The sequence below is a fragment of the Pseudomonas synxantha genome, assembly GCF_900105675.1.
GTDB classification, from domain to species: Bacteria; Pseudomonadota; Gammaproteobacteria; order Pseudomonadales; family Pseudomonadaceae; genus Aquipseudomonas; species Aquipseudomonas synxantha.
Window position 1 is genome coordinate 1,223,410 of the sequence record NZ_LT629786.1, and the last position, 22,720, is coordinate 1,246,129.

General features: G+C 63.0%; 20 protein-coding genes. All 20 read left to right on the forward strand.

Annotated elements, in window-relative coordinates:
- The first annotated feature begins 100 nt into the window (after positions 1 to 100).
- The 20 genes from BLU48_RS05855 (at position 101) to BLU48_RS05950 (ending at position 22,710) form a co-directional block, all read left to right on the forward strand.
- Positions 101 to 1,051, forward strand: coding sequence for a LysR family transcriptional regulator (locus BLU48_RS05855; protein ID WP_057024982.1), 951 nt, complete (start codon positions 101 to 103; stop codon positions 1,049 to 1,051).
- A 126-nt stretch (positions 1,052 to 1,177) separates the two neighbouring features.
- On the forward strand, positions 1,178 to 2,758 hold the full coding sequence (locus BLU48_RS05860; protein WP_057024981.1) for an aldehyde dehydrogenase (NADP(+)): 1,581 nt from the start codon (positions 1,178 to 1,180) through the stop codon (positions 2,756 to 2,758).
- 89 nt (positions 2,759 to 2,847) lie between these two features.
- Positions 2,848 to 4,230, forward strand: coding sequence for an MFS transporter (locus BLU48_RS05865; protein WP_057024980.1), 1,383 nt, complete (start codon positions 2,848 to 2,850; stop codon positions 4,228 to 4,230).
- Positions 4,231 to 4,316: 86 nt separating this feature from the next.
- Entirely contained in the window at positions 4,317 to 5,009 is a 693-nt protein-coding gene (gene aqpZ, locus BLU48_RS05870; protein ID WP_057024979.1) for an aquaporin Z, read from the forward strand.
- Positions 5,010 to 5,426: 417 nt separating this feature from the next.
- Entirely contained in the window at positions 5,427 to 7,124 is a 1,698-nt protein-coding gene (gene gspE / locus BLU48_RS05875) for a type II secretion system ATPase GspE (RefSeq protein WP_371851111.1), read from the forward strand.
- Positions 7,121 to 8,317, forward strand: coding sequence for a type II secretion system inner membrane protein GspF (gspF, locus tag BLU48_RS05880; RefSeq protein ID WP_057024977.1), 1,197 nt, complete (start codon positions 7,121 to 7,123; stop codon positions 8,315 to 8,317). The genes gspE and gspF overlap by 4 nt, the downstream gene beginning before the upstream one ends.
- Before the next feature lie 20 nt (positions 8,318 to 8,337).
- Positions 8,338 to 8,748 (forward strand): type II secretion system major pseudopilin GspG, encoded by a 411-nt coding sequence (gene gspG / locus BLU48_RS05885; RefSeq protein ID WP_124356208.1) that lies wholly within the window; start codon positions 8,338 to 8,340, stop codon positions 8,746 to 8,748.
- A gap of 7 nt (positions 8,749 to 8,755) precedes the next feature.
- Complete coding sequence (locus BLU48_RS05890) at positions 8,756 to 9,181, forward strand: GspH/FimT family pseudopilin (protein WP_057024975.1); 426 nt, start codon at positions 8,756 to 8,758, stop codon at positions 9,179 to 9,181.
- Entirely contained in the window at positions 9,178 to 9,510 is a 333-nt protein-coding gene (locus BLU48_RS05895; protein ID WP_057024974.1) for a type II secretion system protein, read from the forward strand. The genes BLU48_RS05890 and BLU48_RS05895 overlap by 4 nt, the downstream gene beginning before the upstream one ends.
- Entirely contained in the window at positions 9,507 to 10,115 is a 609-nt protein-coding gene (locus tag BLU48_RS05900; RefSeq protein WP_057024973.1) for a prepilin-type N-terminal cleavage/methylation domain-containing protein, read from the forward strand. The genes BLU48_RS05895 and BLU48_RS05900 overlap by 4 nt, the downstream gene beginning before the upstream one ends.
- Positions 10,112 to 10,813 (forward strand): hypothetical protein, encoded by a 702-nt coding sequence (locus tag BLU48_RS05905; RefSeq protein ID WP_057024972.1) that lies wholly within the window; start codon positions 10,112 to 10,114, stop codon positions 10,811 to 10,813. Before BLU48_RS05900 ends, BLU48_RS05905 begins: the two co-directional genes overlap by 4 nt.
- Positions 10,810 to 11,802: a PilN domain-containing protein gene (locus BLU48_RS05910; protein WP_057024971.1), complete on the forward strand. Its 993-nt coding sequence runs from the start codon at positions 10,810 to 10,812 to the stop codon at positions 11,800 to 11,802. The genes BLU48_RS05905 and BLU48_RS05910 overlap by 4 nt, the downstream gene beginning before the upstream one ends.
- The gene (gene gspM / locus BLU48_RS05915; protein WP_057024970.1) at positions 11,777 to 12,379 is read left to right on the forward strand and encodes a type II secretion system protein GspM; all 603 of its coding nucleotides are present in this window, start codon (positions 11,777 to 11,779) and stop codon (positions 12,377 to 12,379) included. The genes BLU48_RS05910 and gspM overlap by 26 nt, the downstream gene beginning before the upstream one ends.
- Complete coding sequence (locus tag BLU48_RS05920; protein WP_057024969.1) at positions 12,376 to 12,876, forward strand: hypothetical protein; 501 nt, start codon at positions 12,376 to 12,378, stop codon at positions 12,874 to 12,876. The genes gspM and BLU48_RS05920 overlap by 4 nt, the downstream gene beginning before the upstream one ends.
- Positions 12,877 to 12,881: 5 nt before the next feature.
- Complete coding sequence (gene gspD / locus BLU48_RS05925) at positions 12,882 to 15,008, forward strand: type II secretion system secretin GspD (RefSeq protein WP_057024968.1); 2,127 nt, start codon at positions 12,882 to 12,884, stop codon at positions 15,006 to 15,008.
- Positions 15,009 to 16,021: 1,013 nt separating this feature from the next.
- Entirely contained in the window at positions 16,022 to 18,415 is a 2,394-nt protein-coding gene (locus BLU48_RS05930; RefSeq protein ID WP_057025001.1) for a TonB-dependent receptor plug domain-containing protein, read from the forward strand.
- A gap of 19 nt (positions 18,416 to 18,434) precedes the next feature.
- Positions 18,435 to 19,406, forward strand: coding sequence for an amino acid ABC transporter permease (locus BLU48_RS05935; RefSeq protein ID WP_057024967.1), 972 nt, complete (start codon positions 18,435 to 18,437; stop codon positions 19,404 to 19,406).
- Positions 19,399 to 20,172 carry an amino acid ABC transporter ATP-binding protein gene (locus BLU48_RS05940; RefSeq protein ID WP_057013589.1) on the forward strand — a complete coding sequence of 258 codons (774 nt, stop codon included), beginning with the start codon at positions 19,399 to 19,401 and terminating at the stop codon, positions 20,170 to 20,172. The genes BLU48_RS05935 and BLU48_RS05940 overlap by 8 nt, the downstream gene beginning before the upstream one ends.
- A gap of 18 nt (positions 20,173 to 20,190) precedes the next feature.
- On the forward strand, positions 20,191 to 21,114 hold the full coding sequence (locus tag BLU48_RS05945; RefSeq protein ID WP_057024966.1) for an ABC transporter substrate-binding protein: 924 nt from the start codon (positions 20,191 to 20,193) through the stop codon (positions 21,112 to 21,114).
- A 12-nt stretch (positions 21,115 to 21,126) separates the two neighbouring features.
- The gene (locus BLU48_RS05950; protein WP_057024965.1) at positions 21,127 to 22,710 is read left to right on the forward strand and encodes a flavin monoamine oxidase family protein; all 1,584 of its coding nucleotides are present in this window, start codon (positions 21,127 to 21,129) and stop codon (positions 22,708 to 22,710) included.
- Positions 22,711 to 22,720: the final 10 nt, after the last annotated feature.

The window sequence follows — 22,720 nt, forward strand, 5'->3', positions numbered from 1 at the left end:
GTTCGTAAAGCCTTCACGCTAGGGCGGCGAGTCGATAAACTCCAATGAGATATATTCAGTATTTGATAACGTCAGGTTATTAGTAGCCCAGGGAATAGTCATGTCCGATCTGTCCTTCTCCAGCTTCTGCGGCTGGCTGAAATTCCGTCATCTTGTGTTGATCGATACGTTGGGACGCACGCGCAACATGCACCTGGCGGCGCAACAGATGAACCTCAGTCAGCCGGCCATCAGTAAGATGCTCAAGGAAATCGAAAGCCTGCTCGGCTTCGCCCTGTTCGAACGATTGCCGCGCAGCATGCCGCCGACCGCCCTGGGTGAGCATGTGCTGCGTTATGCGCAGATTGCCTTGAACGACGCACGTTCGTTTGTCGAGCAAATCAGCAGCCTGCGGGAGGGCGGTCATGGCTCCCTCAAGGTCGGAGGGATTTTTGCCGCAACGGCGGCGGCTTTGCCCGAAGCGGTCCTGCAGATCAAACAGCGCTGGCCGCTGCTTTCGATTGAAGTAGTGGAGCAGACCAGTAATCGCCTGATGGAGATGCTTGAAGAGAAGCAGCTGGATCTTGCGGTGGCCCGGTTTACCGATCAAAGCCAGCAGCGACGCTATGACTTCGAGCCCTTGGCCCCCGAACCGTTCTCGATCGTGGTTAACGGTCGTCACCCGCTGGCGGACGCCGGCCGCCTCTCGTTGCAACAATTGGTGGACTTGCCGTGGATTCTCTATCCGGTCGGCACACCGATTCGTGGTCGCATGGAACAAGCCTTTGCCGAAGCCGGGGTCGGGATGCCACGCAACACCATTGACACCATTTCCATGCAGACCTTCCTCCAGGTCTTACAGCGCGGGCCGATGATCGGGATGCTGCCCAGCGCCATGGTCAACCCGCTGCTCGAAAGCGGCCAATTGAAGACGCTCGACACCCCGCTGCACTTGGTGCCGCAGGACTACGGAATTCTCACGCGCAAAGGCGAACAACTGGTAGGGGCGGCACTGGAGTTCGCCGAAATACTCAAGGAAAACGCACGCCTGGCCAGGGATCAACCGGGTTAAGGGGCGAAAAATGGCGGTTGTTGCGATAACGGATCGTTATCGGATAATCAACAAATGCCATTGGGAAAGAATCGTTTGGCGGCAGTAGAGTACCGACCAGATTCCCATCTGGGTCAGGAGACTCTCATGCCCGAACTGTCCGGACACAACTTTATCGCCGGTGGCCGCAGCGCTGCCGGGTCGGTGTTGCTGCACAGCGTGGACGCTACAACCGGGCAACCACTGCCCACAGGTTTCGTCCAGGCCACGGTCGAGGAGGTGGATGCCGCAGCCATGGCGGCTGCCCGGGCTTATCCCGCCTTTCGCAACCTGTCGGCCGAGCGCCGAGCGCAATTTCTGGAGGCCATAGCCAGTGAACTGGACGCCTTGGGCGATGACTTTGTGGCCCTTGTCTGTCAGGAGACTGCGTTGCCGGCGGCACGTGTACAGGGTGAACGATCCCGCACCAGTGGCCAGATGCGCCTGTTCGCCCAGGCCCTGCGCCACGGCGGCTTTTACGGAGCGCGTATCGACTTGCCGTTGCCCGCCCGCCAACCCTTGCCCAGGGGCGATCTGCGCCAGTGCCGCTTGGGCCTCGGCCCGGTAGCGGTATTCGGCGCGAGTAATTTTCCGCTGGCATTCTCCACCGCAGGCGGTGATACCGCTGCCGCGCTCGCCGCGGGCTGCCCGGTCGTATTCAAGGCCCACAGCGGGCACATGGCGACCGCGGAACGGGTGGCCGAAGCCATCATCCGCGCCGCCGAGCAGACCGACATGCCCAGAGGCGTGTTCAACATGGTCTTCGGTGCTGGCGTGGGAGAAGCTTTGGTCAAGCACCCCATGATTCAAGCCGTCGGCTTCACCGGTTCACTCAAGGGCGGTAGGGCGCTGTGTGACATGGCGGCTGCGCGCCCGCAACCGATCCCGGTGTTTGCCGAGATGAGCAGCATCAATCCGGTATTAGTATTGCCGGAAGCCTTGCAGGTACGGGGCGAGCGTGTCGCGACCGAGCTGGCGGCTTCGGTGGTCATGGGGGCAGGGCAGTTCTGCACCAATCCTGGCTTGGTCATCGGCATTCGCTCAGCGGCATTCAGCCGCTTCGTGCAAACGCTGAGTACATTGCTGGCCGATCAGCCGGGGCAAACCATGCTCAATGCCAATGGCCTGCGCAGCTATGTCCAGGGCTGTGAAGCCTTGCTGGAGCATCCGCAGATCACCCATTTGGCCGGGCACGTACAGCAGGGTAATCAGGCCAGCGCGCAGTTGTTCCAGGCCGATGTCGAGCTGCTTCTGACGAGCAATGTCATGCTGCAGGAAGAAATCTTCGGCCCGGCCACGGTGGTGGTGGAAGTGGCTGATCGGGCTGAACTGTTGGCGGCCTTGCAGGGTTTGCGCGGCCAACTGACAGCCACCCTGATCGGTGAGCCGGCTGAACTCGAGCAGTGTGCTGACCTTGTGGCCGTGCTTGAGCAAAAAGTTGGGCGGGTGCTGATCAACGGTTACCCGACCGGGGTGGAGGTTTGCGATGCCATGGTCCATGGCGGGCCTTGGCCGGCGACGTCCGATGCCCGTGGCACCTCGGTAGGCACCTTGGCCATCGATCGGTTCCTGCGGCCGGTGTGCTACCAGAACTTCCCCGATGGCTTGCTTCCCGACGCCTTGAAGAACAGCAATCCCTTGGGGCTGATGCGCCTGGTCAATGGAGAACACACGGCCCAGTCACTGTAATAACGGCTGCACTGCCGGATGAGTGCTCATTCGGCTTGACCCATTCGATAAAAATAATCAGGCATATCCATATGCCCAGGGGTTACCTCATGCAAACCATATCCGAGCATTCGCCCGCGCAGGCGCCATCTCGCGAACTCGACTTTGAAAACCAGACCTACCGCAAAGTCATCTGGCGCATCCTTCCCGTCCTGCTCTTGTGTTACATGGCAGCCTACCTGGACCGGGTCAACATCGGCTTTGCCAAACTGGATATGCTCAATGAGCTGCAGTTCAGCAACACGGTCTATGCGTTGGGCGCCAGTATGTTTTTCTGGGGGTATTTCCTCTTCGAAGTCCCCAGCAATCTGCTGCTGCATCGCTTCGGGGCACGATTCTGGATCGCCCGGATCATGCTTAGTTGGGCAGTGATCTCCATGGCGGTGGCCTACACCGTGCCGCTGGCGGGGTTCTTCGGTATCCAGTCAAGCAGCATGTTTTATGTGTTGCGCTTCCTCCTGGGGGTGTGTGAAGCCGGCTTCTTCCCCGGCGTGATTCTGTACCTCAATTATTGGTTTCCAACGCACCGGCAAAGCCGCGTGATGTCCGGCTTCCTGATGGCCATGCCGATCAGCCTGACACTGGGCGGCATGTTGTCCGGTTGGCTGATGAACAGCATGCAGGGCGTGCACGGCCTGTCGGGTTGGCAGTGGATGCTGATCATCGAGGGTCTTCCGTCGATCATCATGGCCTTCATCGTGATCGTCTGCCTGGCGGACAACATCGACAAGGCCAAGTGGCTTTCAGCGGCGGAAAAAGCCCTGCTCAAGGCCAACCTGCAAACCGATAACCACGGCAAGGCGACGCGTTTGAGTGAGGTGTTCTTCAACCCGAAGGTGTGGTTGCTGGTGTTGATTTTGCTGACCTTCAACACCGGCTTCTACGGCCTGGCATTCTGGATGCCCTCGATTATCAAGAGCAGCGGTATCACCAACAGTTTGCATATTGGCTTCCTGACCGCCATACCCTATGCGGTCGCCACGGTGGTGATGCTGCTCAACGCTCGACACTCCAACCGTACCGGCGAGCGGCGCCTGCACGCGGCCATACCTGCCTTTATCGGTGGGGTCGGCTTGATCTTCAGCGCTTTCTTCGCCGACAACCTGGTGTTGTCCGTACTCTTCCTGAGCGTCGCCGCCTCCGGGATTCTCAGCCTGATGCCGATTTTCTGGACCCTGCCGGGGACCTTGTTGTCGGGCGTAGCGGCTGCAGCCGGCATCGGCATGATCAACGCCATCGGCAACCTGTCGGGGTTCACCGGGGCGATGATCACTGCAGTGGCTGAGAACCTCACCGGCAACATCAACAATGGCACCTATGTGTTGGCCCTGTGTCTGTTCGTCAGTGGCGGGCTGATCCTGGCTATCCCGGTGTCTATGCTCGGCAGGGCGCCGAAAGCGGCAAGCACCTCAGTGGCGCTGGAAACCGCATAGACACGCGCCAAGGAAATTTCCCACATCCAACCCCGATACCCGGTTGTTAGGCTCCAACTCTTTGACCTACTTCAAGGAGTTTCCCGATGACAAAACGTCTAGCCGCCGAGTTCTTCGGTACATTCTGGTTGGTACTGGGTGGTTGCGGCAGTGCTGTGTTGGCTGCCGCATTTCCTGAGTTGGGCATTGGTTTTGTAGGCGTGGCATTGGTATTTGGCTTGACGGTATTAACCATGGCCTACGCCGTCGGCCATATTTGCGGCGGGCATTTCAATCCGGCGGTCACCTTGGGTTTGCTCGCCGCTGGGCGTATTGATGGCAAGGATGTGGTGCCCTATATCCTCACTCAGGTTCTGGGCGCGATTGCGGCGGCCGGGGTGTTGTACCTGATCGCCAGCGGCAAGGCCGGGTTTGATGTAACGGCGGGGTTTGCCACCAATGGTTATGGCGAGCATTCACCCGGGGGCTTCTCGTTGCTGTCGGTAGCGGTCACCGAGTTTGTGCTCACGGCGTTTTTCCTGCTGATCATCCTGGGCGTCACCGATAAACAGGCGCCGGCGGGTTTTGCGCCGCTGGCCATCGGGTTTGCCCTGGTCTTGATTCACCTGATCAGTATTCCTGTAAGCAACACGTCGGTTAACCCGGCGCGCAGTACGGGTGTGGCGCTGTTCCAGGGCGATTGGGCGATGACCCAGTTGTGGGTGTTCTGGGTGATGCCTTTGCTTGGCGCAGTGGCTGGTGGCCTCGTGCACCGTTTTGCCTTGGCGACAAAACAATAGTCGCTAACTCCAACATCCTGGTGGGCTGCCAGGCCGCCATCGGGAGCAAGTCGAATCGTCGCACCGCCCCTCCCACAGGGGCCTGCGGTGCACCTGAAGTTGTGTAGATACCCATCCGCTGATGGGCCAAGCCAGCAGGCCCGACACGATCTTGTTGCATTGCCGGTTAATTGAACGGGAAAGTGCCTGAATTAATAAGAAGTATGGCTAATTGCAACTAGTGGCTATTGGCTGCTAACGCTCTATATCAGTGCATTTGGCAATGTTTTGTATTTAATTCCCCCGTAATCCGGAACTAGCGCTATAACTTCCAGTCGATACCCCCGGCTAACTCCCGTATGGGCTGTGGCGAACTAATGGCATTGTTCGGTAGTTCCAAATAGCCATACTTTTCGCAATCTTAGATATTCCTAGATGATGTCGTCAGCCCCCATTGATGCCTGCAAGCTGCCTATCCCGCACACCGACCAGGTGTGCACGTGGCTGATGCAGCATGCCGGGCTCAAATCCCTCGACCTGGAGCGCGCCCAGCGCTTATCCACTGACCCCCGCGACCTGCTGGGGTTACTGACGCGCCTGGGCTTGGTCTCCGAGGTCGAGCTGGCGCGTGCCTGGGCCGATCTGCTGGATGCGCCCTTGCTGCTGGCCGACGCCGCGCCGCCGCTGCTTGACCCGCTGCCGGTCTTGACCGAGCGCTTTATGCGGCATTACCAAGTGGTGCCCATGGGCTGGAGTGAAGGTGGCCTGCGCGTACTGGCCGCCAACCCGGCGCAGCTGTATCCGTTCCAGGCCCTGGCTTACGCCTGTCAGGTGCCGGTGTGGCTGGCCGTCGGCCCGCGTAATGAAGTCGACACACTGATCGAACGCTATTACGGCCAGGGCCGTTCCGCCATGGGCACCCTGATCGAGAACCTCGACGAGCAGGACGGCGCCCTTGAAGACATCGAGCACCTCAAGGACATGGCGTCCGAAGCGCCGGTGATTCGCCTGGTCAACCTGATCCTGCAACGTGCGGTGGAACAGCGCGCTTCGGACATCCATATCGAGCCCTTCGAAAACCAGTTCAAGGTGCGCTATCGCATCGACGGCGTGCTGCACGAGGCCGAAGCGCCGCCCGCCAGTTCATCGGCGGCGGTGATCTCGCGGGTGAAAATCATGGCGCGCCTGGACATTGCCGAACGGCGCCTGCCCCAGGACGGGCGCATCATGCTGCGCATCCAGGGCAAGGAACTGGACCTGCGCGTGTCCACGGTGCCCACCAGTTTTGGCGAATCGGTGGTGATGCGCCTGCTGGATCGGCAAACCGTGCAGTTCGACTTCCCCAGCCTGGGTTTTGACGGCCAGCGCCTGGCGGCCTTCCTCGACCTGCTCGAACGGCCCCACGGCATCCTGCTGGTGACCGGGCCCACCGGCTCGGGCAAAACCACCACGCTCTACACCGCCTTGTCGCGGCTCAACACCAGCGAACGCAAGATCATCACCGTGGAAGACCCGGTGGAATACCAGCTCGAAGGGATCAACCAGATCCAGGTCAAGCCGGCCATCGGCCTGGACTTTGCCGGAGTGCTGCGCGCCATCGTGCGCCAGGACCCGGACGTGATCATGATCGGCGAAATCCGTGACCTGGAAACCTGTCGCATCGCCGTGCAGTCCTCCCTCACTGGGCACCTGGTCCTTTCAACCCTGCACACCAACAGCGCTGCCGCGAGTATCACGCGCTTGCTCGACATGGGCGTGGAGAGCTACCTGATTGCCTCCACCGTCAGCGGCATTCTCGCCCAGCGCCTGGTGCGGCGCCTGGACCCGGCCACGCGGGTGGCCTTCGAAGCGCCGCCGGCATTGATCCAGGAACATGGCCTGGATCGATTGACCGAGCAACGTCCGATCCTGCTCTACCGTGGCGATTACCACGGCCGCAGCGCGCTCACCGAGTTGCTGGTGATGAACGACGAATTGCGCAGCCTGCTGATGCGCCACGCCGACGCCGCCACCCTTGAGCAGGCGGCCCGCCGCGGCGGTTTGCGCACCTTGTATGAAGACGGTTTGCGCCAGGCGCTGGCGGGCGTCACGTCCCTGGAAGAAGTGCTGCGCGTGACCCGTGGAGAGGACGTGTGAGCCTGTTCAAATTCCGCGCCCTGGACAGCCAGGGCGTTGCCCAGAGCGGTACGCTGCACGCCGCTGACCAGGCCGCCGCCGTCGCCGCCGTGCACAAACGTGGCTGGTTGCTGCTGCACATCGAAACGGCGGGCAGCCCTTTGTTGCACAAGACACGCGGGCAGTTGAAAGGCGCCGCGCTGGTGAGTTTCACCCAGCAGCTGGCCACGCTGCTCGGCGCTGGCCAGCCCCTTGAGCGCTCGCTGGGCCTGCTGCTCAAGCAACCTGGCCAACCCCAGGTGCGGGCATTGATCGAACGTATCCGCGAGCAGGTCAAGGCCGGCAAGCCGTTGTCGGTCGCGTTGGAGGAAGAGGGCGGTACGTTTTCCCCGCTGTACCTGAGCATGGTGCGCGCCGGTGAAGCCGGTGGGGCGCTGGAAGCGACCCTGCGCCAGCTCAGCGATTATCTGGAACGCAGTCAGTTACTGCGTGGCGAGGTGATCAACGCACTGATCTACCCGGCGTTCCTGGTGGTCGGCGTGCTGGGTTCGCTGGCGCTGTTGCTGGCTTATGTGGTGCCGCAATTCGTGCCGATCTTCCAGGACCTGGGCGTGCCGATTCCGCTTATTACCCAAGTGATCCTGGAGCTTGGCGAGTTTCTGGGCGCCCATGGCCTGGTGTTGCTGGCCGGCTTGTTGATTAGTACATGGACCCTGGCAGCACGCCTGCGCGACCCCGGTCGGCGCGAACGTTTTGACCGTCGTCTGTTGGGCGTGCGCGTAATCGGCCCGCTGCTGCAACGGGTACAAGCTGCCCGCCTGACCCGCACCCTCGGCACTTTGCTCAGCAATGGCGTGGCGTTGCTGCCGGCGTTGGTCATCGCCCGGCAGGTCTGCAGCAATCGTGCACTGCAGGCGCAAGTGACGCTGGCGGCGCAACGGGTCAAAGGCGGCGGCACACTTGCCGATGCGTTTGGCCGCCAGCCGCTGCTGCCGGAGTTGGCCCTGCAAATGATCGAGGTCGGCGAACAAGCCGGTGAACTGCCCAGCATGCTGCTCAAGGTCGCCGACATCTTTGACATCGAAGCCAAACGCGCAATCGAACGTCTGCTCGCGGCGCTGGTGCCGACCCTGACCGTGGTCATGGCCGTGCTGGTGGCGGTGATCATGCTCGCGATCATGCTGCCGCTGATGAGCCTTACCAGCCATATATGAACCTTCATGGAGTTGAATCAATGAAAACCAGGCATCGCCAACGCGGCTTCACCCTATTGGAAATGCTCGCGGTGATCGTGCTGCTGGGTATCGTCGCGACCATTGTGGTGCGCCAGGTCGGCGGCAATGTGGACAAGGGCAAATACGGCGCGGGCAAAGCGCAACTGGCCAGCTTGAGCATGAAGATCGACAGTTACGCCCTGGACGTGGGTGCGCCACCCAACAGCCTGCAACAGTTGGTGGACAAGCCTGCCAACGCCTCCAGCTGGGCTGGCCCCTATGCCAAGCCTTCGGAATTGAAAGACCCGTTCGGCCATGGCTTCGGCTATCGCTTCCCCGGTGAGCACGGCGCCTTCGACCTGGTCTTCTACGGCCAGGACGGCCAGCCCGGCGGTGAGGGCTACAGTGCCGACCTGGGCAACTGGGAATAACCCGCCCATGACCCAGCGCGGCTTTACCCTGCTGGAGATGCTGGTGGTGCTTGTATTGATCGGCATCGCGGCCGGGTTGCTGGCGTTCGGGGTGCGCCAGGGGCTGCAGGTGGCCCAGGAGCGCCGGGTGGTCGGGCAGATGGTCGAGGCACTGCGCACCACGCGGGCGGGGGCGATTATCAGCGGCCAGGCTGCACGCACCGAGTTCGACCTCCAGGGCCTGAGCTTCCAGGCCCCAGGGCGTGCGCCGCAACACTGGCCGGCCCAGTTGCAGGTGACGTTGCACAGTGCCGAGGCGGCGGGCGCCGCCGTGGTGTTCTACCCCGATGGCAGCTCCACCGGCGGCAACCTGTTGCTGGCCAACGGCACGCGGCGTTGGCGTATCGACATTGGCTGGCTCACGGGCAGCGTGCAGTCCAAGGCGCTGCCATGAAGTACCAGGCCGGCTTTACCTTGCTGGAAATGCTCGCCGCCCTGACGTTGATGGCGGTGTGCAGCAGTGTGTTGCTGGTTGCCTTCGGCCAGAGTGCGCGCTCGTTATCGCAAGTGGCCCGGAGCGACCGGCTCACCCATGCTGCGCTCACGGTGCTCGACCAGGAAGCGGCCGGCCCGTTGACCGAGGGCACCCGCCAGGGCGAACTCGATGGCATCCATTGGCAGTTGACCAGCACGCGACAACAGCCCCGTCTGTTTCGCCTCGACCTGAGCCTGCGCGAAGGCTCGCACCAGGCCCGTTTCAGCACCTTGAAGGCACGCCTGTGAAGCGCCGCGAGCAGGGCTTCACCTTGCTGGAGATCCTCGTGGTGCTCAGCCTGCTCTCGGTATTGGTGCTGCTGGTGGGCGGTGCGTTGCTCGGGGCCAACCGGGCGGTAGCCAAGGCCCAGGGCTATACCGCCAGCCTGGATGAAATGCGCGCCGCCCAACAGTTCTTGCGCACCGCCATCAGCGAGGCGCTGCCGTTGGATGTTGCTGAAGACGACAGCCAGGCCGATGGGTTTTTTATCGCGACGCCAGAGCGCTTGCAGTTTGTGTCGACCTTGCCCGGCGTGCTCGGCGGTGGCATCCAGCGCTTTACCCTGCAACGGGTCGAGCAGGATCTGCAGGTGGCGTTCTCGCAGCCGGAATCGCACAAACATCCCCTGCGCGACGATCCCCAGGTGCTGCTGCATAACGTCGAGGCGCTGCGATTCAGTTTTCGTGGTGTCTCGCCATTGGGCCAGCCCACCGGCTGGCTGAGCACATGGCCCTGGCCCAAGCGGTTGCCCGCTGCGGTGCGCGTCGACGCCAGCGTCAACGGGCCGGTGCCGTGGGTGACCCAGGTGATTGCCCTGCGCCTGAACCTGTCCAGCGCGAGTATTGAGGAATGAGGCGCCAACGCGGTGCGGCGCTGTTGCTGGTGCTGTGGGTGCTGGCCTTGCTCAGCGTGTTGCTCGGCGGTCTGGCGGGTTGGGTACAGCTGGAAAGCCGCCAGGCGCTGTGGCATCGCCAGCACACTCAGACGCTGCTGGCTGCCGAAGCCGGGATCGCCCAGGTCATGGCTGATGGGCATTGGGTGGCGGATGGGCGCACTATCGCGCTGACCTTCGACGACGCCCGCCTACAGGTGCGCCTGCGCAGTGAGCGCGGCAAGCTGTACCTGGTCAACGCCCATACCGATGACCTGCTGCGCCTGGCCCTGGCCTGCGGTGCCACACCGGCCCAGGCCCAACAATTAATCAAGACCCTCGAAGCCCGTCGTAAACAGGGCCTGGCACCGTTTCGGGTGCTGGAAGAAGTACGTCAACTGCCCGGCATGACCCAGGCGCTCTACAGCCAACTGGTGCCGGAACTCACCTTGTGGAGCGACCTGGACCGACCCGATCCGGCATTCGCCAGCGCCTTGATGCGCAAGGCACTGAACCTGCCGCGCCAAAACGCCGAGGGCGTCGACCCTGGCCAGGTGCTGGAAATCGACAGCCGCGCCGAACGCCCCGGCGGCTATCAGGCGCGCCTGCAACTCACCGTCTTATTGAGCCCCGCGGAGGACAGCGCACAGCCCTATCGGGTCGTGCGGTGGCAAGAATGAATCGACTCGAACCTATCGCCAGGCAGTGGCGCGGCAGCCTGTTGCAACAAGGCTGGCGGCTGTGGCTCACGGAGTTGCGCGGCTGTGTGCCGAAGTGGCTGGCCCTGCAGGAGCCCCCTGAGCAGGTCCATCATTGGCCGCTGACGACGCCGGTTGCGCCGGGCAATGCACGCCAGGTGCTGATGCTCGCCCACGACATGGTGTTGCAGCAACGCGTGCAACTGCCCCTGGCTGCCGCGCGCAACCTCACGGAGGTGGTCGGCTATGAACTGGACCGCTACACCCCGTTCGACGCCGAGCAGCTGTACTTCGTGGCTCGCCAGGAGCGGCGCACGTCCAGTCACCTTGAGGTAACACTGGTGGCGATCCTGCGCGAGCGCCTGGACCAGATCCTTAGTGACTGCGCCGCCCTTGGCTTGCATCCGCACCGCGTGGACGTGGCGGGCCTGGGCATCGACCTGCTGCCCGCGCCGCTGCGCCCGCGCCAACGTCCAGCCGGAAAGCAGTTGCAGCGCAGCTTGCCGTGGTTGTGCGGCGCCTTGCTGATCGCCGCGATGCTGTTATGGCTCAACGACCGCCAGCGCGTACTCGACACCATGCACGCCACCGTACAGCAGCAAAAAGCCCAGGTCGCCCAGGTGCAAGCGGTACGCCAGCAACTGCTCAATACCCGCGGCGCAGCACAGTACCTCACCCAGCGCAAACTGGCACAGCCGCCCCTGGCCGCGCTGCTGAACGACTTGACCACCTGCCTGCCCGCCGACACTTGGCTTGACCAGTTGGCCGTCAAGGAGGGCGAGGTGACGTTCTCTGGCCAGAGTGCCAAGGCCAGTGGCCTGATCACCCGCATCAAAGCCTGCCGACGCCTGGAAAATGCTCAGTTCGAAGGGGTGATCCAACCCGATGCGCGCACCGGCAAGGACCAGTTTGCCTTGCGTGCCCACTTACGCCAGGAGGCCGCCGATGCGCCGACCCCTCACACCCCGTGAACGTCGCGGCGGGGCCTTGTTGATTCTCGCCGTGGTGCTCGGTGCGGCCTATTGGCTGTTGATCGACAGCTGGTTTGCCGGGCCGCTGCGGGCCATGGGCGAACAAGCCGAACAATTGCGTGAACAGCAGCAACGCTACGCCAGCGTATTGCGCCAGGGCGATGCGTTGCGCGAGCAGCTTGAGCGGGCGCGGCTAGACCCGGCCAGCAGCGCCAGCCTGTTGCCCGGCGATGATCCCGATGTGGTCGCTGCCGACCTGATGCAGCGCCTCGCCGACCTGATCAACAGCCACGCCAACCTTGGCGGCGGCTGCACCCTGACCCAACGCAAACCCATCACTGCCGAACAGGACGACAGCGAGCCTTACCGCCAGGTCAAGGTCAGCCTCACGCTCAACTGCGCCATCGAACCGCTGACCGCGATCCTGCATGCGCTGGAATATCAGCCGCCGTTTCTGTTTGTCGATGAGCTGCGCATTCGCCGCAGCAAACAGGCGCCGTCCACTGGCGGGGCGGGCAAGCTGACGGTGCAGCTGCTGGTGCGTGGTTACCTGCAACCTGCGCGGGTGACGCCATGATCGGCTCACTACGCCCATTGGAATGGAGCTTGCTCGGCCTGGCCGGCTTATTAGGGCTGTTGATGGCGGTGATCCTCAGCAGCATCGGCGACGAACCGCGGTGGCTGCCCGCAGCGCCGGTGCCTGCGCAGCCCTCCGTCAGTGTGCAAGCCGCTCCTGCGCTGGCGTTGCAGGATCTGGCTGCCACCTGGCAAGCACCGCTGTTCAGCCCGGACCGCCGCCCGGACCGGGTGATGGGCAAGGTGCGGGTGGCCAGCCTGGCCAACCTGACCCTCAGCGGCATCATGATCACCGGCAACCTGCAAATGGCCATGCTCAAGCAAGCCGATGGCCCGGCGCTGACTGTACGCCTGGGCCAGACCCTGCCCAACGGCTGGCGCCTGGAACACCTGACCCCGCAATACGCCCGTTTCGCCCTGGACGGGCGCACCCAGACCCTGAGCCTCTACGGCAAGCGGTTACCCCTGATTTCCCATCCCCGCGAGCCCCTCCCTTGATCGATATGCGCACTTCGCTGTTTTGCCTGGCCACTGCCGTCTCCCTGGGCGGCTGTGGATCGTTGCCTGATACCCTCGACCCGGACGCCGACCTGCTGCACGAAGCACTGCAGGGTACCGGCTCGCAACGCCCGCCGCCCGAGTCGCCCGTGGTTGAAAACCCGCAGCCGGCCACCCCGGCACCGCCGCAACGCCAGTTGATTCGCGGCAATCAAAGCTTCGTGCGCCAGCCCACCGCGCCCGCGAAAGTGCCGGAGCAGGGCGGCGACATCGTGTTCAACTTCGCCGACCAGCCCATCGAGGCGGTAATCAATAGCGTGATGGGCGACCTGCTGCACGAGAACTACAGCATCGCCGAGGGGGTGAAGGGCAATGTCAGCTTCTCCACCTCCAAACCGGTGGACAAGCAACAGGCGCTGTCGATTCTCGAGACGCTGCTGTCGTGGACCGACAACGCGATGATCAAGCAGGGCAACCGCTACGTCATCCTGCCGGCCAACCAGGCGGTGGCGGGCAAGCTGGTGCCGCAGATGCGCGTGGCGCAACCGTCCAGCGGCCTCTCGGCGCGGCTGTTCCCGCTGCGCTATATCTCCGCCACCGAGATGCAGAAACTGCTCAAGCCGTTTGCCCGAGAGAATGCATTTCTGTTGGTCGACCCGGCACGCAATGTACTGAGCCTGGCCGGCACCCCGGAAGAGTTGGCCAACTACCAGGACACCATCGACACCTTCGACGTCGACTGGCTCAAGGGCATGTCGGTGGCGGTATTCGGCCTGCAACGCGCCTCGGTGGCCGAGCTGATGCCCGAGCTGCAAGCCATGTTCGGCGCCGACAGCGGCACGCCCCTGGCAGGCATGCTGCGCTTCCTGCCGGTCGAGCGCACCAATTCGGTGGTGGCGATCTCTTCCCAGCCCGAGTACCTCAGCGAGGTGGGCGACTGGATTCGCACCATTGACGAGGGCGGCGGCAACGAGCCGCAGATGTATGTGTACGACGTGCGCAATATGAAGGCCGCCGACCTGGCCAAGTACCTGCGGCAGATCTACGGCAACGGCGCGATCAAGGACGACACCCCCGCCAAGGTCGCCCCGGGCTTGCGTACGACTACATTGTCATCGTCCACCAGCGCCGGTTTGCAAGCCAACACTCCTGTGCCAGCCCCCGAGGAGCCCGAGCCGCAGAGCGGCGAGAACACCCCGGCGACCCCCACCAGCGACCTCGAGGCCGGCACCCGCATCACTGCGCAAAAGAGCAGCAACCAACTGCTGGTGCGCACCCGCCCGGCGCAGTGGAAAGAGATCGAAGCGGCGATCAAGCGCCTGGACAACCCGCCGCTGCAAGTGCAGATCGAAACCCGCATCCTCGAGGTCAAGCTTACCGGTGAACTGGACCTGGGCGTGCAGTGGTACCTCGGCCGCCTGGCCGGCAATTCCACCAGCACCACGGTGGCCAATGCTTCCGGCAGCCAGGGCGCACTGGGCGGTGGTGGAGCAGGGCTGGGGGCGGCGGACTCATTGTTCTACTCTTTTGTCAGCTCCAACCTGCAAGTGGCCCTGCACGCCCTGGAAACCAACGGCCGTACCCAGGTGCTGTCGGCGCCGTCGCTGGTGGTGATGAACAACCAGCCGGCGCAGATCCAGGTGGGCGACAACATTCCCATCAGCCAGACCACCGTTAACACCGGTGACGCCGACACCACCCTGAGCAGCGTCGAATATGTGCAGACCGGGGTGATTCTGGACGTGGTGCCGCGCATCAATCCAGGTGGCCTGGTGTACATGGATATCCAGCAGCAGGTCAGCGATGCCGAGAATCAGGTCGGTAATAGCGACACGCCGGTCAACCCGCGGATCTCCACGCGTTCGGTGTCCACCCAGGTGGCGGTGCAGAGTGGGCAGACGGTGTTGCTCGGCGGGTTGATCAAGCAGGACAACGCTGAGAGTGTCAGTGCCGTGCCTTACCTGGGCAAAATCCCGGGGTTGCGCTGGTTGTTTGGCAATACCAGCAAGTCCAAGGACCGTACGGAGTTGATCGTGTTGATCACGCCTCGGGTAATTACCAGCAGCAGCCAGGCGCGGCAGGTGACGGATGACTATCGCCAGCAGATGCAGCTGTTGCGGCCCGCTCAATAATCCTGGCTGCACCGAGTACCAATGTGGGAGGGGGCTTGCCCCCGATGAGCATGGGTATCTACACAACTTTGGTACGCCGCTGCTCTTCTGCAATGGAGCTTGCTGCCTGGCAGCTTATAGCTATCTAACTGATGCACCGCGATCCAAATGTGGGAGGGGGCTTGCCCCCGATGGCGGCCTTAGGGCCGACCAAGATGCTGGATCAGACCGAGTACATATCCGTTATTTGGGCAACGGCCACTTAGGGTTCCGCTTTTACAGCGGGTCACTTTTGAAAAGCGCAAAAGTAACCAAAACGCTCTTGCCCCACCACTCGGCACCTCGCCCAGGCTCGGTGTGCCCGTAATCCGACAGGGATTTGGGGGGCCGCCGCCACGCGCCATCCATGGCGCGGGGCGGCTAAACCGGCATCCCTGCCGGTTTACCCCCCAAATCCCTGTCGAATTCCGGCCAGCGTGGTTTGACGGGGCGCCTAAGATCAAGATCAAAAGCAGATCAAGATCAAGAGCGGCTCGTTTCGCATCGTGGTTACTGACGGTCGCTACGTCAGAGTTGTGTAGATACCCATGCCCCGATGAGGGAGTGTCAGTGAGCACATCTGTGACTGACCCAACGCCATCGGGGTGTAGAACCCTCCCACAAGGGTATGCGCACGTTCCAATTAAAAAAATAATCATTTTTATGAATAAAGATATTTGTAAATAATGAAATTAGAGAATATTAGCTTATACCAAAACAGCATTATATTTTTAAAATTCATTCCGTTATGTTTGAGTTCAACAGCCTACCCCTGACCTCGGATGGTACCCAGCGTGATTCAGATTCTGCGCGCCTGACCGGGTAATCCCGCCGCAGCAGAATCGTTGGACGGGAGCTCAACGTATGTTGCCACCTCACACCCCGCGCTTGCCCCACACCTAGCCCAAACCGCGCCCACCCCCTGGAACGCCGGCCACGCCGCACCAAGCAGCGTGCCTGCCCGACTTCGCGATTTGGAAAAGCTGGGAATGGATATGAAGCACGTTCTACCACCCACCACCGCCCTGGCGTTGACCCTGCTGGCCGCAGCGACACAGGCCCAGGACGACAGCACACTCTCCACCGTCGTGGTCACCGGTAACCGTGGCGCCGAGCAGCGCACGGTCACCAGCAGCCCGGTGCCCATTGATGTGGTCAGCGCCAAGCAATTGCAAAGCACCGGCAAGCCCGGGTTGATGGAAGCATTGAGCGCGGTGATCCCATCGCTGACCCTACCGGAAAAAACCGGCTGGGACGCCAGTGGCATCGCACGAGCGCCGAACCTGCGTGGTTTGAGCGCCGCCGAAGTGCTGGTGCTGGTCAACGGCAAGCGCCGCCATACCAGCGCCACCCTGAATATCAACGGTATCAACACCGGTGCGGCACCGGCCGACCTGGACCTGATTCCCATCAGCGCCATCGACCATGTGGAAGTGCTGCGCGATGGCGCCGCCGCCCAGTACGGTTCCGATGCCATCGCCGGGGTGATCAACGTGATCCTCAAGGCCGACGCCAGCGGCACCTCGGTAACGAACGCGGGGCTTGGCTATGACGGCAAGAAGCAGACCGTGCAACAAAGCCTCAACAAGGGCTTCGAGATCGGCAACGGCGGCATCGTGCAGCTGGCCCTGGATGCGCGCAGCCAGAACGACGACAACAAGGCCAGCGCCAACGGCTATAGCTATGAACAAGCCTATGACCTGGCAGGCAAGTCCACCTACGGTGGCTACGGCACGCCCAAGACCAACCTGCTGACCCTGGGCTACAACGCCGAGCTGCCGATTGACGACAGTTTCAGCCTGTACTCCTTCACCACCTACTCGCGACGCAAGGCCGAGCAGGGCCAGAACTTCCGCTTGCCGACCATCACCAACACCATTACTACCGGGCCCAACGGCTACCCGGCCGGGTACACCCCGACCTGGTACATCGACGAGGACGATTTCCAGGCGGCGTTCGGTGGCAAGGGCAGCGTGGGCGAGTGGGACTGGGACCTGTCCACCACCTACGGGCGTAACGAAGCGGAGCAGGGCACCACCCACAACCAGAACCCGTCCCTGGGCGAGGCCACGCCGAACAGCTTCACGTCCGGCACCTGGATTTCCACCGAGTTGACCACCAACCTGGACTTCAAGCGCGGCTTTGATATCGGCCTGCAAAAACCCTTGGACCTGTCCTATGGCTTCGAGCATCGGCGCGACACCTATGAGGTGCAGGCCGGTGACTACGCCTCCTATGCCAACGGCGGCTACTGCGTGGCGCCGGGTAATTGTGCGTCCTCGGGAGCCCAGGTCACCAACGGCATTTCTGCGCAGGAACAAAGCAGCGCCTCGCGCAACAGCCTGGCCGGCTATGTGGACGTGGGCTTCAACCCGTTGCCGGACTGGTATGTCGGCACCGCCCTGCGCTATGAGCATTACAACCAAGGCGTGGGCGCTACCCGCAGCGGCAAGCTGACCACCCGCTACGACTTCACGCCGCAGATCGCGGTGCGTGCCACGGTGAGTAATGGCTTTCGTGCGCCGTCCCTGGCCAACAGTTTGTTCAGTGCGCGCTCTACCACCTACGGCGTGGTGGACGGGGTGTACCAGTCGATCAACTACGGCGTGCTGCCAGTGGGTTCGGCGGCGGCCAAGGCGTTGGGCGCCGAAGAGCTCAAGCCCGAGCGCTCGACCAATTTCAGCCTCGGCTTGACCCTGACCCCCACCGAGCGCCTGAGCTTCACCGCCGATGCCTACGTGATCAACCTGCGCGACCGCATCACCCTCACCGGCACCTTGCTCGGCCCGCAAGTCACCCAGGTGCTGCAGAACAATGGCGTCAACTCCATCTCCGGCGGCCAGTACTTTATCAACGGCGCCGATACCCGCACCAAGGGCCTGGACCTGGTCAGCAGCTACAACCAGGACCTGGGCACGTTCGGCGCCCTGAAATGGACCGCCGCGTTCAACTGGAACCAGACCCGGATCCTCAATTACAAGCAGTCCACCAACATCCTCGGCACTTCCTTTGATCTGATGGACCGCCAGGCGCGCAACCTGATCACTGGCGTGCAGCCCACTACCAAGCTGATCCTCGGCGGCGACTGGAGCATCGGGCGCTTGAACCTCAACCTGGCCCTGACCCGCTACGGCTCCTACAAGGAAGTGAACTCCTCGGCCAACCGCGACCTGGACCGGGTCTACAGCGCCAAATGGATCACCGACCTCGACCTTGGCTACAACCTCACCCAAGACCTGAACATCGCCATCGGCGCCAAGAACCTGTTCGACCAATACCCCAAGAAGCAAGGGGTGCCGAGCAGCACCATGGTCGCCAGCTACGGCACTTATTCGCCCTACGGTTTTACCGGCGGGTATTACTACACCCGGCTGACTTACGCCTTCTAAGGCCTGCGAGGAATAGCACATGCCCATTGTTGCCAAACCCTACGACCTGCTCGATGAGGTCAGCGTCCAACCGCTGCGTCAGCGCCGTGTCGCCACGCCGATCAAGGCGCTGCAAGTAGTGCCCGCCCGACATCCCTGGCGCTGGGCCGGGTCGATCTTCGCCGCGCTGGTGCTGCTGGCCATCGTGCATTCCCTGGCCACCAACCCGCGCTGGGAATGGGGCGTGTTCGGCCAGTGGTTCTTCTCGCCGTCAGTGCTGCGCGGGCTGGGGCAGACGCTGTTGCTGACCCTGCTGAGCACTGTGTTCAGCGTCATTCTTGGCACGGCGCTGGCCCTGGCGCGGCTGTCGGGTTCGCCGTTGCTGGCCGCATTGGCCTGGGGCTATATCTGGTTTTTCCGCTCGATGCCGGCGCTGCTGGTGCTGATCATCCTCTACAACTTTGCCTACCTGTATGACCACATCCTGCTCGGTGTGCCGTTTACCGACCTGGTGTTCGCGCAATGGTCGACGGTGGATGTGCTCAGCCAATTCACCGTGGCGGTGCTGGGCTTGAGCCTGATGCAGGCGGCCTACGCGGCGGAGATCATCCGCGGTGGCCTGATCGGCGTGGAGGCCGGCCAGCATGAAGCGGCGGCGGCCCTGGGGTTGCCGGCGTCGCGGCGTATCTTTCGCATCATCCTGCCCCAGGCGCTGCGCTCGATCCTGCCGTCGGGGTTCAATGAAATCATCGGCCTGGTCAAGGGCACCTCCATCGTCTACGTGCTGGCCTTGCCCGAGCTGTTCTACACCGTGCAGGTCATCTACAACCGCACCCAGGCGGTAATTCCGCTGCTGATCGTCGCCACCGTCTGGTACCTGATCATCACCACCGTGCTCACCAGCGCCCAGTACTACGTCGAACGCCACTTTGCCCGCGGCACCGCCCGGGTGCTGCCGCCGACGCCGTTGCAGCGCCTGCGCCGCTGGTTCAAGGAGAAGGCCCATGGCTGAAGCACGCGCCGGGCGCATCCAGATCCAGGGCGTGGGCAAGCGCTTTGGCAACCAGCAGGTGCTCGATAACATCGACCTGACCATCGACCCCGGCAAGGTCACGGTGATCCTCGGGCCGTCCGGCTCGGGCAAGTCCACCCTGCTGCGCACCATCAACCACCTGGAGAAGATCGATAGCGGGCATATCACTATCGACGGTGAGTACGTCGGCTATCGGCGCAAGGGTGACCTGCTGTTCGAACTCAAGGAACGCGAGATCCTCAAGCGCCGCATCGACGTGGGTTTTGTGTTCCAGAACTTCAACCTGTTCCCGCACCTCACCGCCTGGGAAAACATCGCCGAAGCGCCGTTGGCCCACAAGCGCTGGAGCAAAGCCCAAGCCCACTTCAAGGCCGCCGAATTGCTGGCCAAGGTCGGCCTGGCGGACAAGGCCGACGCCTACCCGCGCCAGCTCTCCGGCGGCCAGCAGCAACGCGTCGCCATCGCCCGGGCCCTGGCACTGGACCCCAAGGTGCTGCTGTTCGACGAGCCCACCTCGGCCCTCGACCCGGAATTGGTGGGCGAGGTGCTGGACGTGATCAAGGGCCTGACCCGGCTGGGCGTGACCCTGGTGATCGTCACCCACGAGATCGGCTTTGCGCGTGAAGTTGCCGACCACGTGGTGTTTCTCTGCGACGGCCAACTGATCGAAGAGGGTCCGCCCGAGCAGATCCTGCGCCAACCCCGCCATCCCCGCACCCAGGCCTTTCTCGGCAAGGTGCTTTAGTTCAAGGAGTGACTGCCCATGTTCATCAACACCACCCGCGTGGCCTTGCTGGCGCTTGCCGTCAGCACCGCGCAATACGCCTTCGCCGTGCAACAGGTTGATCTGAGCCCCGACCGCCCGCGCATCCATGTGCCGCGCAATGAAGCGGCCATCGCGCAGATCCCGCCGGGGTTCAAGTTCGCCCAGCCGGGCAAGTTCACCGTGGCCGTGTCCGGCGTGGCCGGGCCGCCCCTGGCGCTGCTCGCCAGTGACGACAAGACCACCATCGGCAGCGAAGCCGACACCGCACAACTGATCGCCGACAGCCTCGGCCTGCAACTCAACGTGGTACAGACCAGTTGGGAGGATTGGCCCCTGGGCGTCAGCTCGGGCAAATACGACGTGGTGATCAGTAACGTCACCGTCACCGAAGCGCGCAAAAAGCGTTTTGACTTCGCCACCTACCGCCAGGATGTGCTCGGCTTTTACGTCAAGAGCACCAGCAAGATCACTGAGATCAAGCAGGCGGCGGACATTGCCGGGCTGAAGATCATCGTCGGCTCCGGCACCAACCAGGAAAAGGTCCTGCTGGCCTGGAACGAGGCCAATGAAAAAGCCGGCCTCAAGCCTGCGCTGTTGCAGTACTTCGACGACCAGGCCGCCGCGCAACTGGCGGTGCAGTCAGGGCGCAGTGATGCGCTGTTCGGGCCGAACTCGGTGTACGCCTATTCGGCGGCGATCACCGGCGGTATCAAGCGCGTCGGCACCGTCAACGGTGGCTGGCCGCTGCAGGCCGATATCGCCGTGACCACGCGCAAGGACAACGGCCTGGTCCAGCCGATCCACACCGCCTTGCAAGGCGCGATTGCCGGTGGCCAATACGAACAGGTCTTGCAGCGCTGGGGCCTGGATGTGGAGCGGGTCGACCAATCGCTGATCAACCCGCCCGGGCTGCCGGACTAAGGAGGTTTGGACATGGGACTGACACGACGTGAAGCGTTGTCGAGCATTGCCGCAGTGGGCGGTGAAAAGGCCGTCAAGGATGCATTGGCGGTCTTGGGCCTGGGCCCATCCTCACATCGCCGGCCGCAACCGCTGAAACTCAAGGACGGCCTGGGGCAGGGCACCCGCGTGTTGGTACTGGGCGCCGGGATTGCCGGGCTGGTCACGGCACTGGAACTGAGCCGCGCCGGCTTCAACGTGCAAGTGCTCGAAGCCCGAGAGCGCGTGGGGGGCCGCACCTGGACCCTGCGCAACGGTGACCGCGTGGACTACAAGGATGGTCGCTCGCAGACCGTAGGGTTTGATCCGGGCCGGTATTTCAACGCCGGCCCCGCGCGCATTCCCAGCCAACACCGCACGATCCTCGATTACTGCAGTGAGCTGGGTGTGCCCCTGGAAGTGCTGGTCAACAGCAGCCATGGCGCCCAGGTGCGGCCGGACCTGGGCAAGCCAGCGTTCAGCGTCGGCCAGGCGCTCAACGATACCCGTGGGCACCTGTCCGGGCTGTTGGCCAAGGCGGTGCAGCGTGACGCCCTCGATGATGTGTTGAGCGGCGAAGAGCGCACGCGCTTGCTGGGTTTCCTGCAGGTGTATGGCGACCTGTCCCAGGAACTGACCTTCGAGGGCACCCTGCGCTCGGGGCACCTGGAATCCGCCGCCCACCCTGGCGCCTTGCCCGCCCGTTGTCGCCCGCTGGGGCTCGAACGCCTGCTGCACCCGGAACTCTGGGGCGCCTTGCTGCACACCGAGTTTCCGGAATTTTCCGCCACCATGTTCCAACCGGTGGGCGGTATGGACCGCATCACCGATGCCTTCTACCGGCGCGTGCATGAGCAGGTGCAACTGGGCGCCCGGGTGCGGCAGATCCGCCAATTGGAGGACGGCGTGGCGGTGACCTATCACGACCAGCACAGCGGCCGTGAACAGGTGGTGCGCGCCGATTACTTGATCTCGACCTTGCCGCTGCCATTGCTGGCCAAACTCGATACGGATTTCAGCGACCCGATCAAGGCCGCGTTGCGCAGCACCCGCAGCGATCAGGCGACCAAGGTGGCGTGGCAATCCCCGCGCTTCTGGGAAACCGATTACCGCACCTACGGCGGCCTGTCGTGGATCGAACACCCGGCGCGCCTGCTCTGGTATCCCAGCAACGACCTCAACACCCGCGACGGTGTGCTGGTGGCTGGTTATGTGACGGGGGAGGGCGCTGAGGTGTTTGGTGCGCAGCCGCTCGATAAGCAGTACGCCACTTCGAGGGAGGCCGTGGAGCTCCTGCATCCGGGTTATTCCAAGCACCTGCGTAATCCGCTGGCGGTGTCCTGGGAACAGATCCCCTACAGCGAAGGCCCATGGCTGCAACGTGAGCACTTCCCGGCCGAGGCCAGCGCCTTGCTCGAGCGCCCCCACGGCCGCGTGTACTTCGCCGGCGACGGCCTGGTGCAAAGCGGCGTGGGGATCTGGCAGGAGTCAGCCGCCAACTCAGCGCGCCATGTGGTCGCGCAACTGGCCGAGCGCGTCATCCAACAACGACAGACCGCGGCCGTGGCCGCTTCCTAAGGAGTAACAC

Excerpts from the sequence above, each read along its gene's own strand:
- BLU48_RS05940 (WP_057013589.1), top strand. The coding sequence starts at position 19,399 with ATGGCTGAAGCACGCGCCGGGCGCATCCAGATCCAGGGCGTGGGCAAG.
- gspG (WP_124356208.1), top strand. The coding sequence starts at position 8,338 with ATGAAAACCAGGCATCGCCAACGCGGCTTCACCCTATTGGAAATGCTC.
- BLU48_RS05910 (WP_057024971.1), top strand. The coding sequence starts at position 10,810 with ATGAATCGACTCGAACCTATCGCCAGGCAGTGGCGCGGCAGCCTGTTG.
- gspE (WP_371851111.1), top strand. The coding sequence starts at position 5,427 with ATGTCGTCAGCCCCCATTGATGCCTGCAAGCTGCCTATCCCGCACACC.
- gspM (WP_057024970.1), top strand. The coding sequence starts at position 11,777 with ATGCGCCGACCCCTCACACCCCGTGAACGTCGCGGCGGGGCCTTGTTG.
- BLU48_RS05860 (WP_057024981.1), top strand. The coding sequence starts at position 1,178 with ATGCCCGAACTGTCCGGACACAACTTTATCGCCGGTGGCCGCAGCGCT.
- BLU48_RS05890 (WP_057024975.1), top strand. The coding sequence starts at position 8,756 with ATGACCCAGCGCGGCTTTACCCTGCTGGAGATGCTGGTGGTGCTTGTA.
- BLU48_RS05950 (WP_057024965.1), top strand. The coding sequence starts at position 21,127 with ATGGGACTGACACGACGTGAAGCGTTGTCGAGCATTGCCGCAGTGGGC.
- BLU48_RS05865 (WP_057024980.1), top strand. The coding sequence starts at position 2,848 with ATGCAAACCATATCCGAGCATTCGCCCGCGCAGGCGCCATCTCGCGAA.
- aqpZ (WP_057024979.1), top strand. The coding sequence starts at position 4,317 with ATGACAAAACGTCTAGCCGCCGAGTTCTTCGGTACATTCTGGTTGGTA.
- BLU48_RS05935 (WP_057024967.1), top strand. The coding sequence starts at position 18,435 with ATGCCCATTGTTGCCAAACCCTACGACCTGCTCGATGAGGTCAGCGTC.
- BLU48_RS05905 (WP_057024972.1), top strand. The coding sequence starts at position 10,112 with ATGAGGCGCCAACGCGGTGCGGCGCTGTTGCTGGTGCTGTGGGTGCTG.
- gspD (WP_057024968.1), top strand. The coding sequence starts at position 12,882 with ATGCGCACTTCGCTGTTTTGCCTGGCCACTGCCGTCTCCCTGGGCGGC.
- BLU48_RS05895 (WP_057024974.1), top strand. The coding sequence starts at position 9,178 with ATGAAGTACCAGGCCGGCTTTACCTTGCTGGAAATGCTCGCCGCCCTG.
- BLU48_RS05855 (WP_057024982.1), top strand. The coding sequence starts at position 101 with ATGTCCGATCTGTCCTTCTCCAGCTTCTGCGGCTGGCTGAAATTCCGT.
- BLU48_RS05920 (WP_057024969.1), top strand. The coding sequence starts at position 12,376 with ATGATCGGCTCACTACGCCCATTGGAATGGAGCTTGCTCGGCCTGGCC.
- BLU48_RS05930 (WP_057025001.1), top strand. The coding sequence starts at position 16,022 with ATGAAGCACGTTCTACCACCCACCACCGCCCTGGCGTTGACCCTGCTG.
- BLU48_RS05945 (WP_057024966.1), top strand. The coding sequence starts at position 20,191 with ATGTTCATCAACACCACCCGCGTGGCCTTGCTGGCGCTTGCCGTCAGC.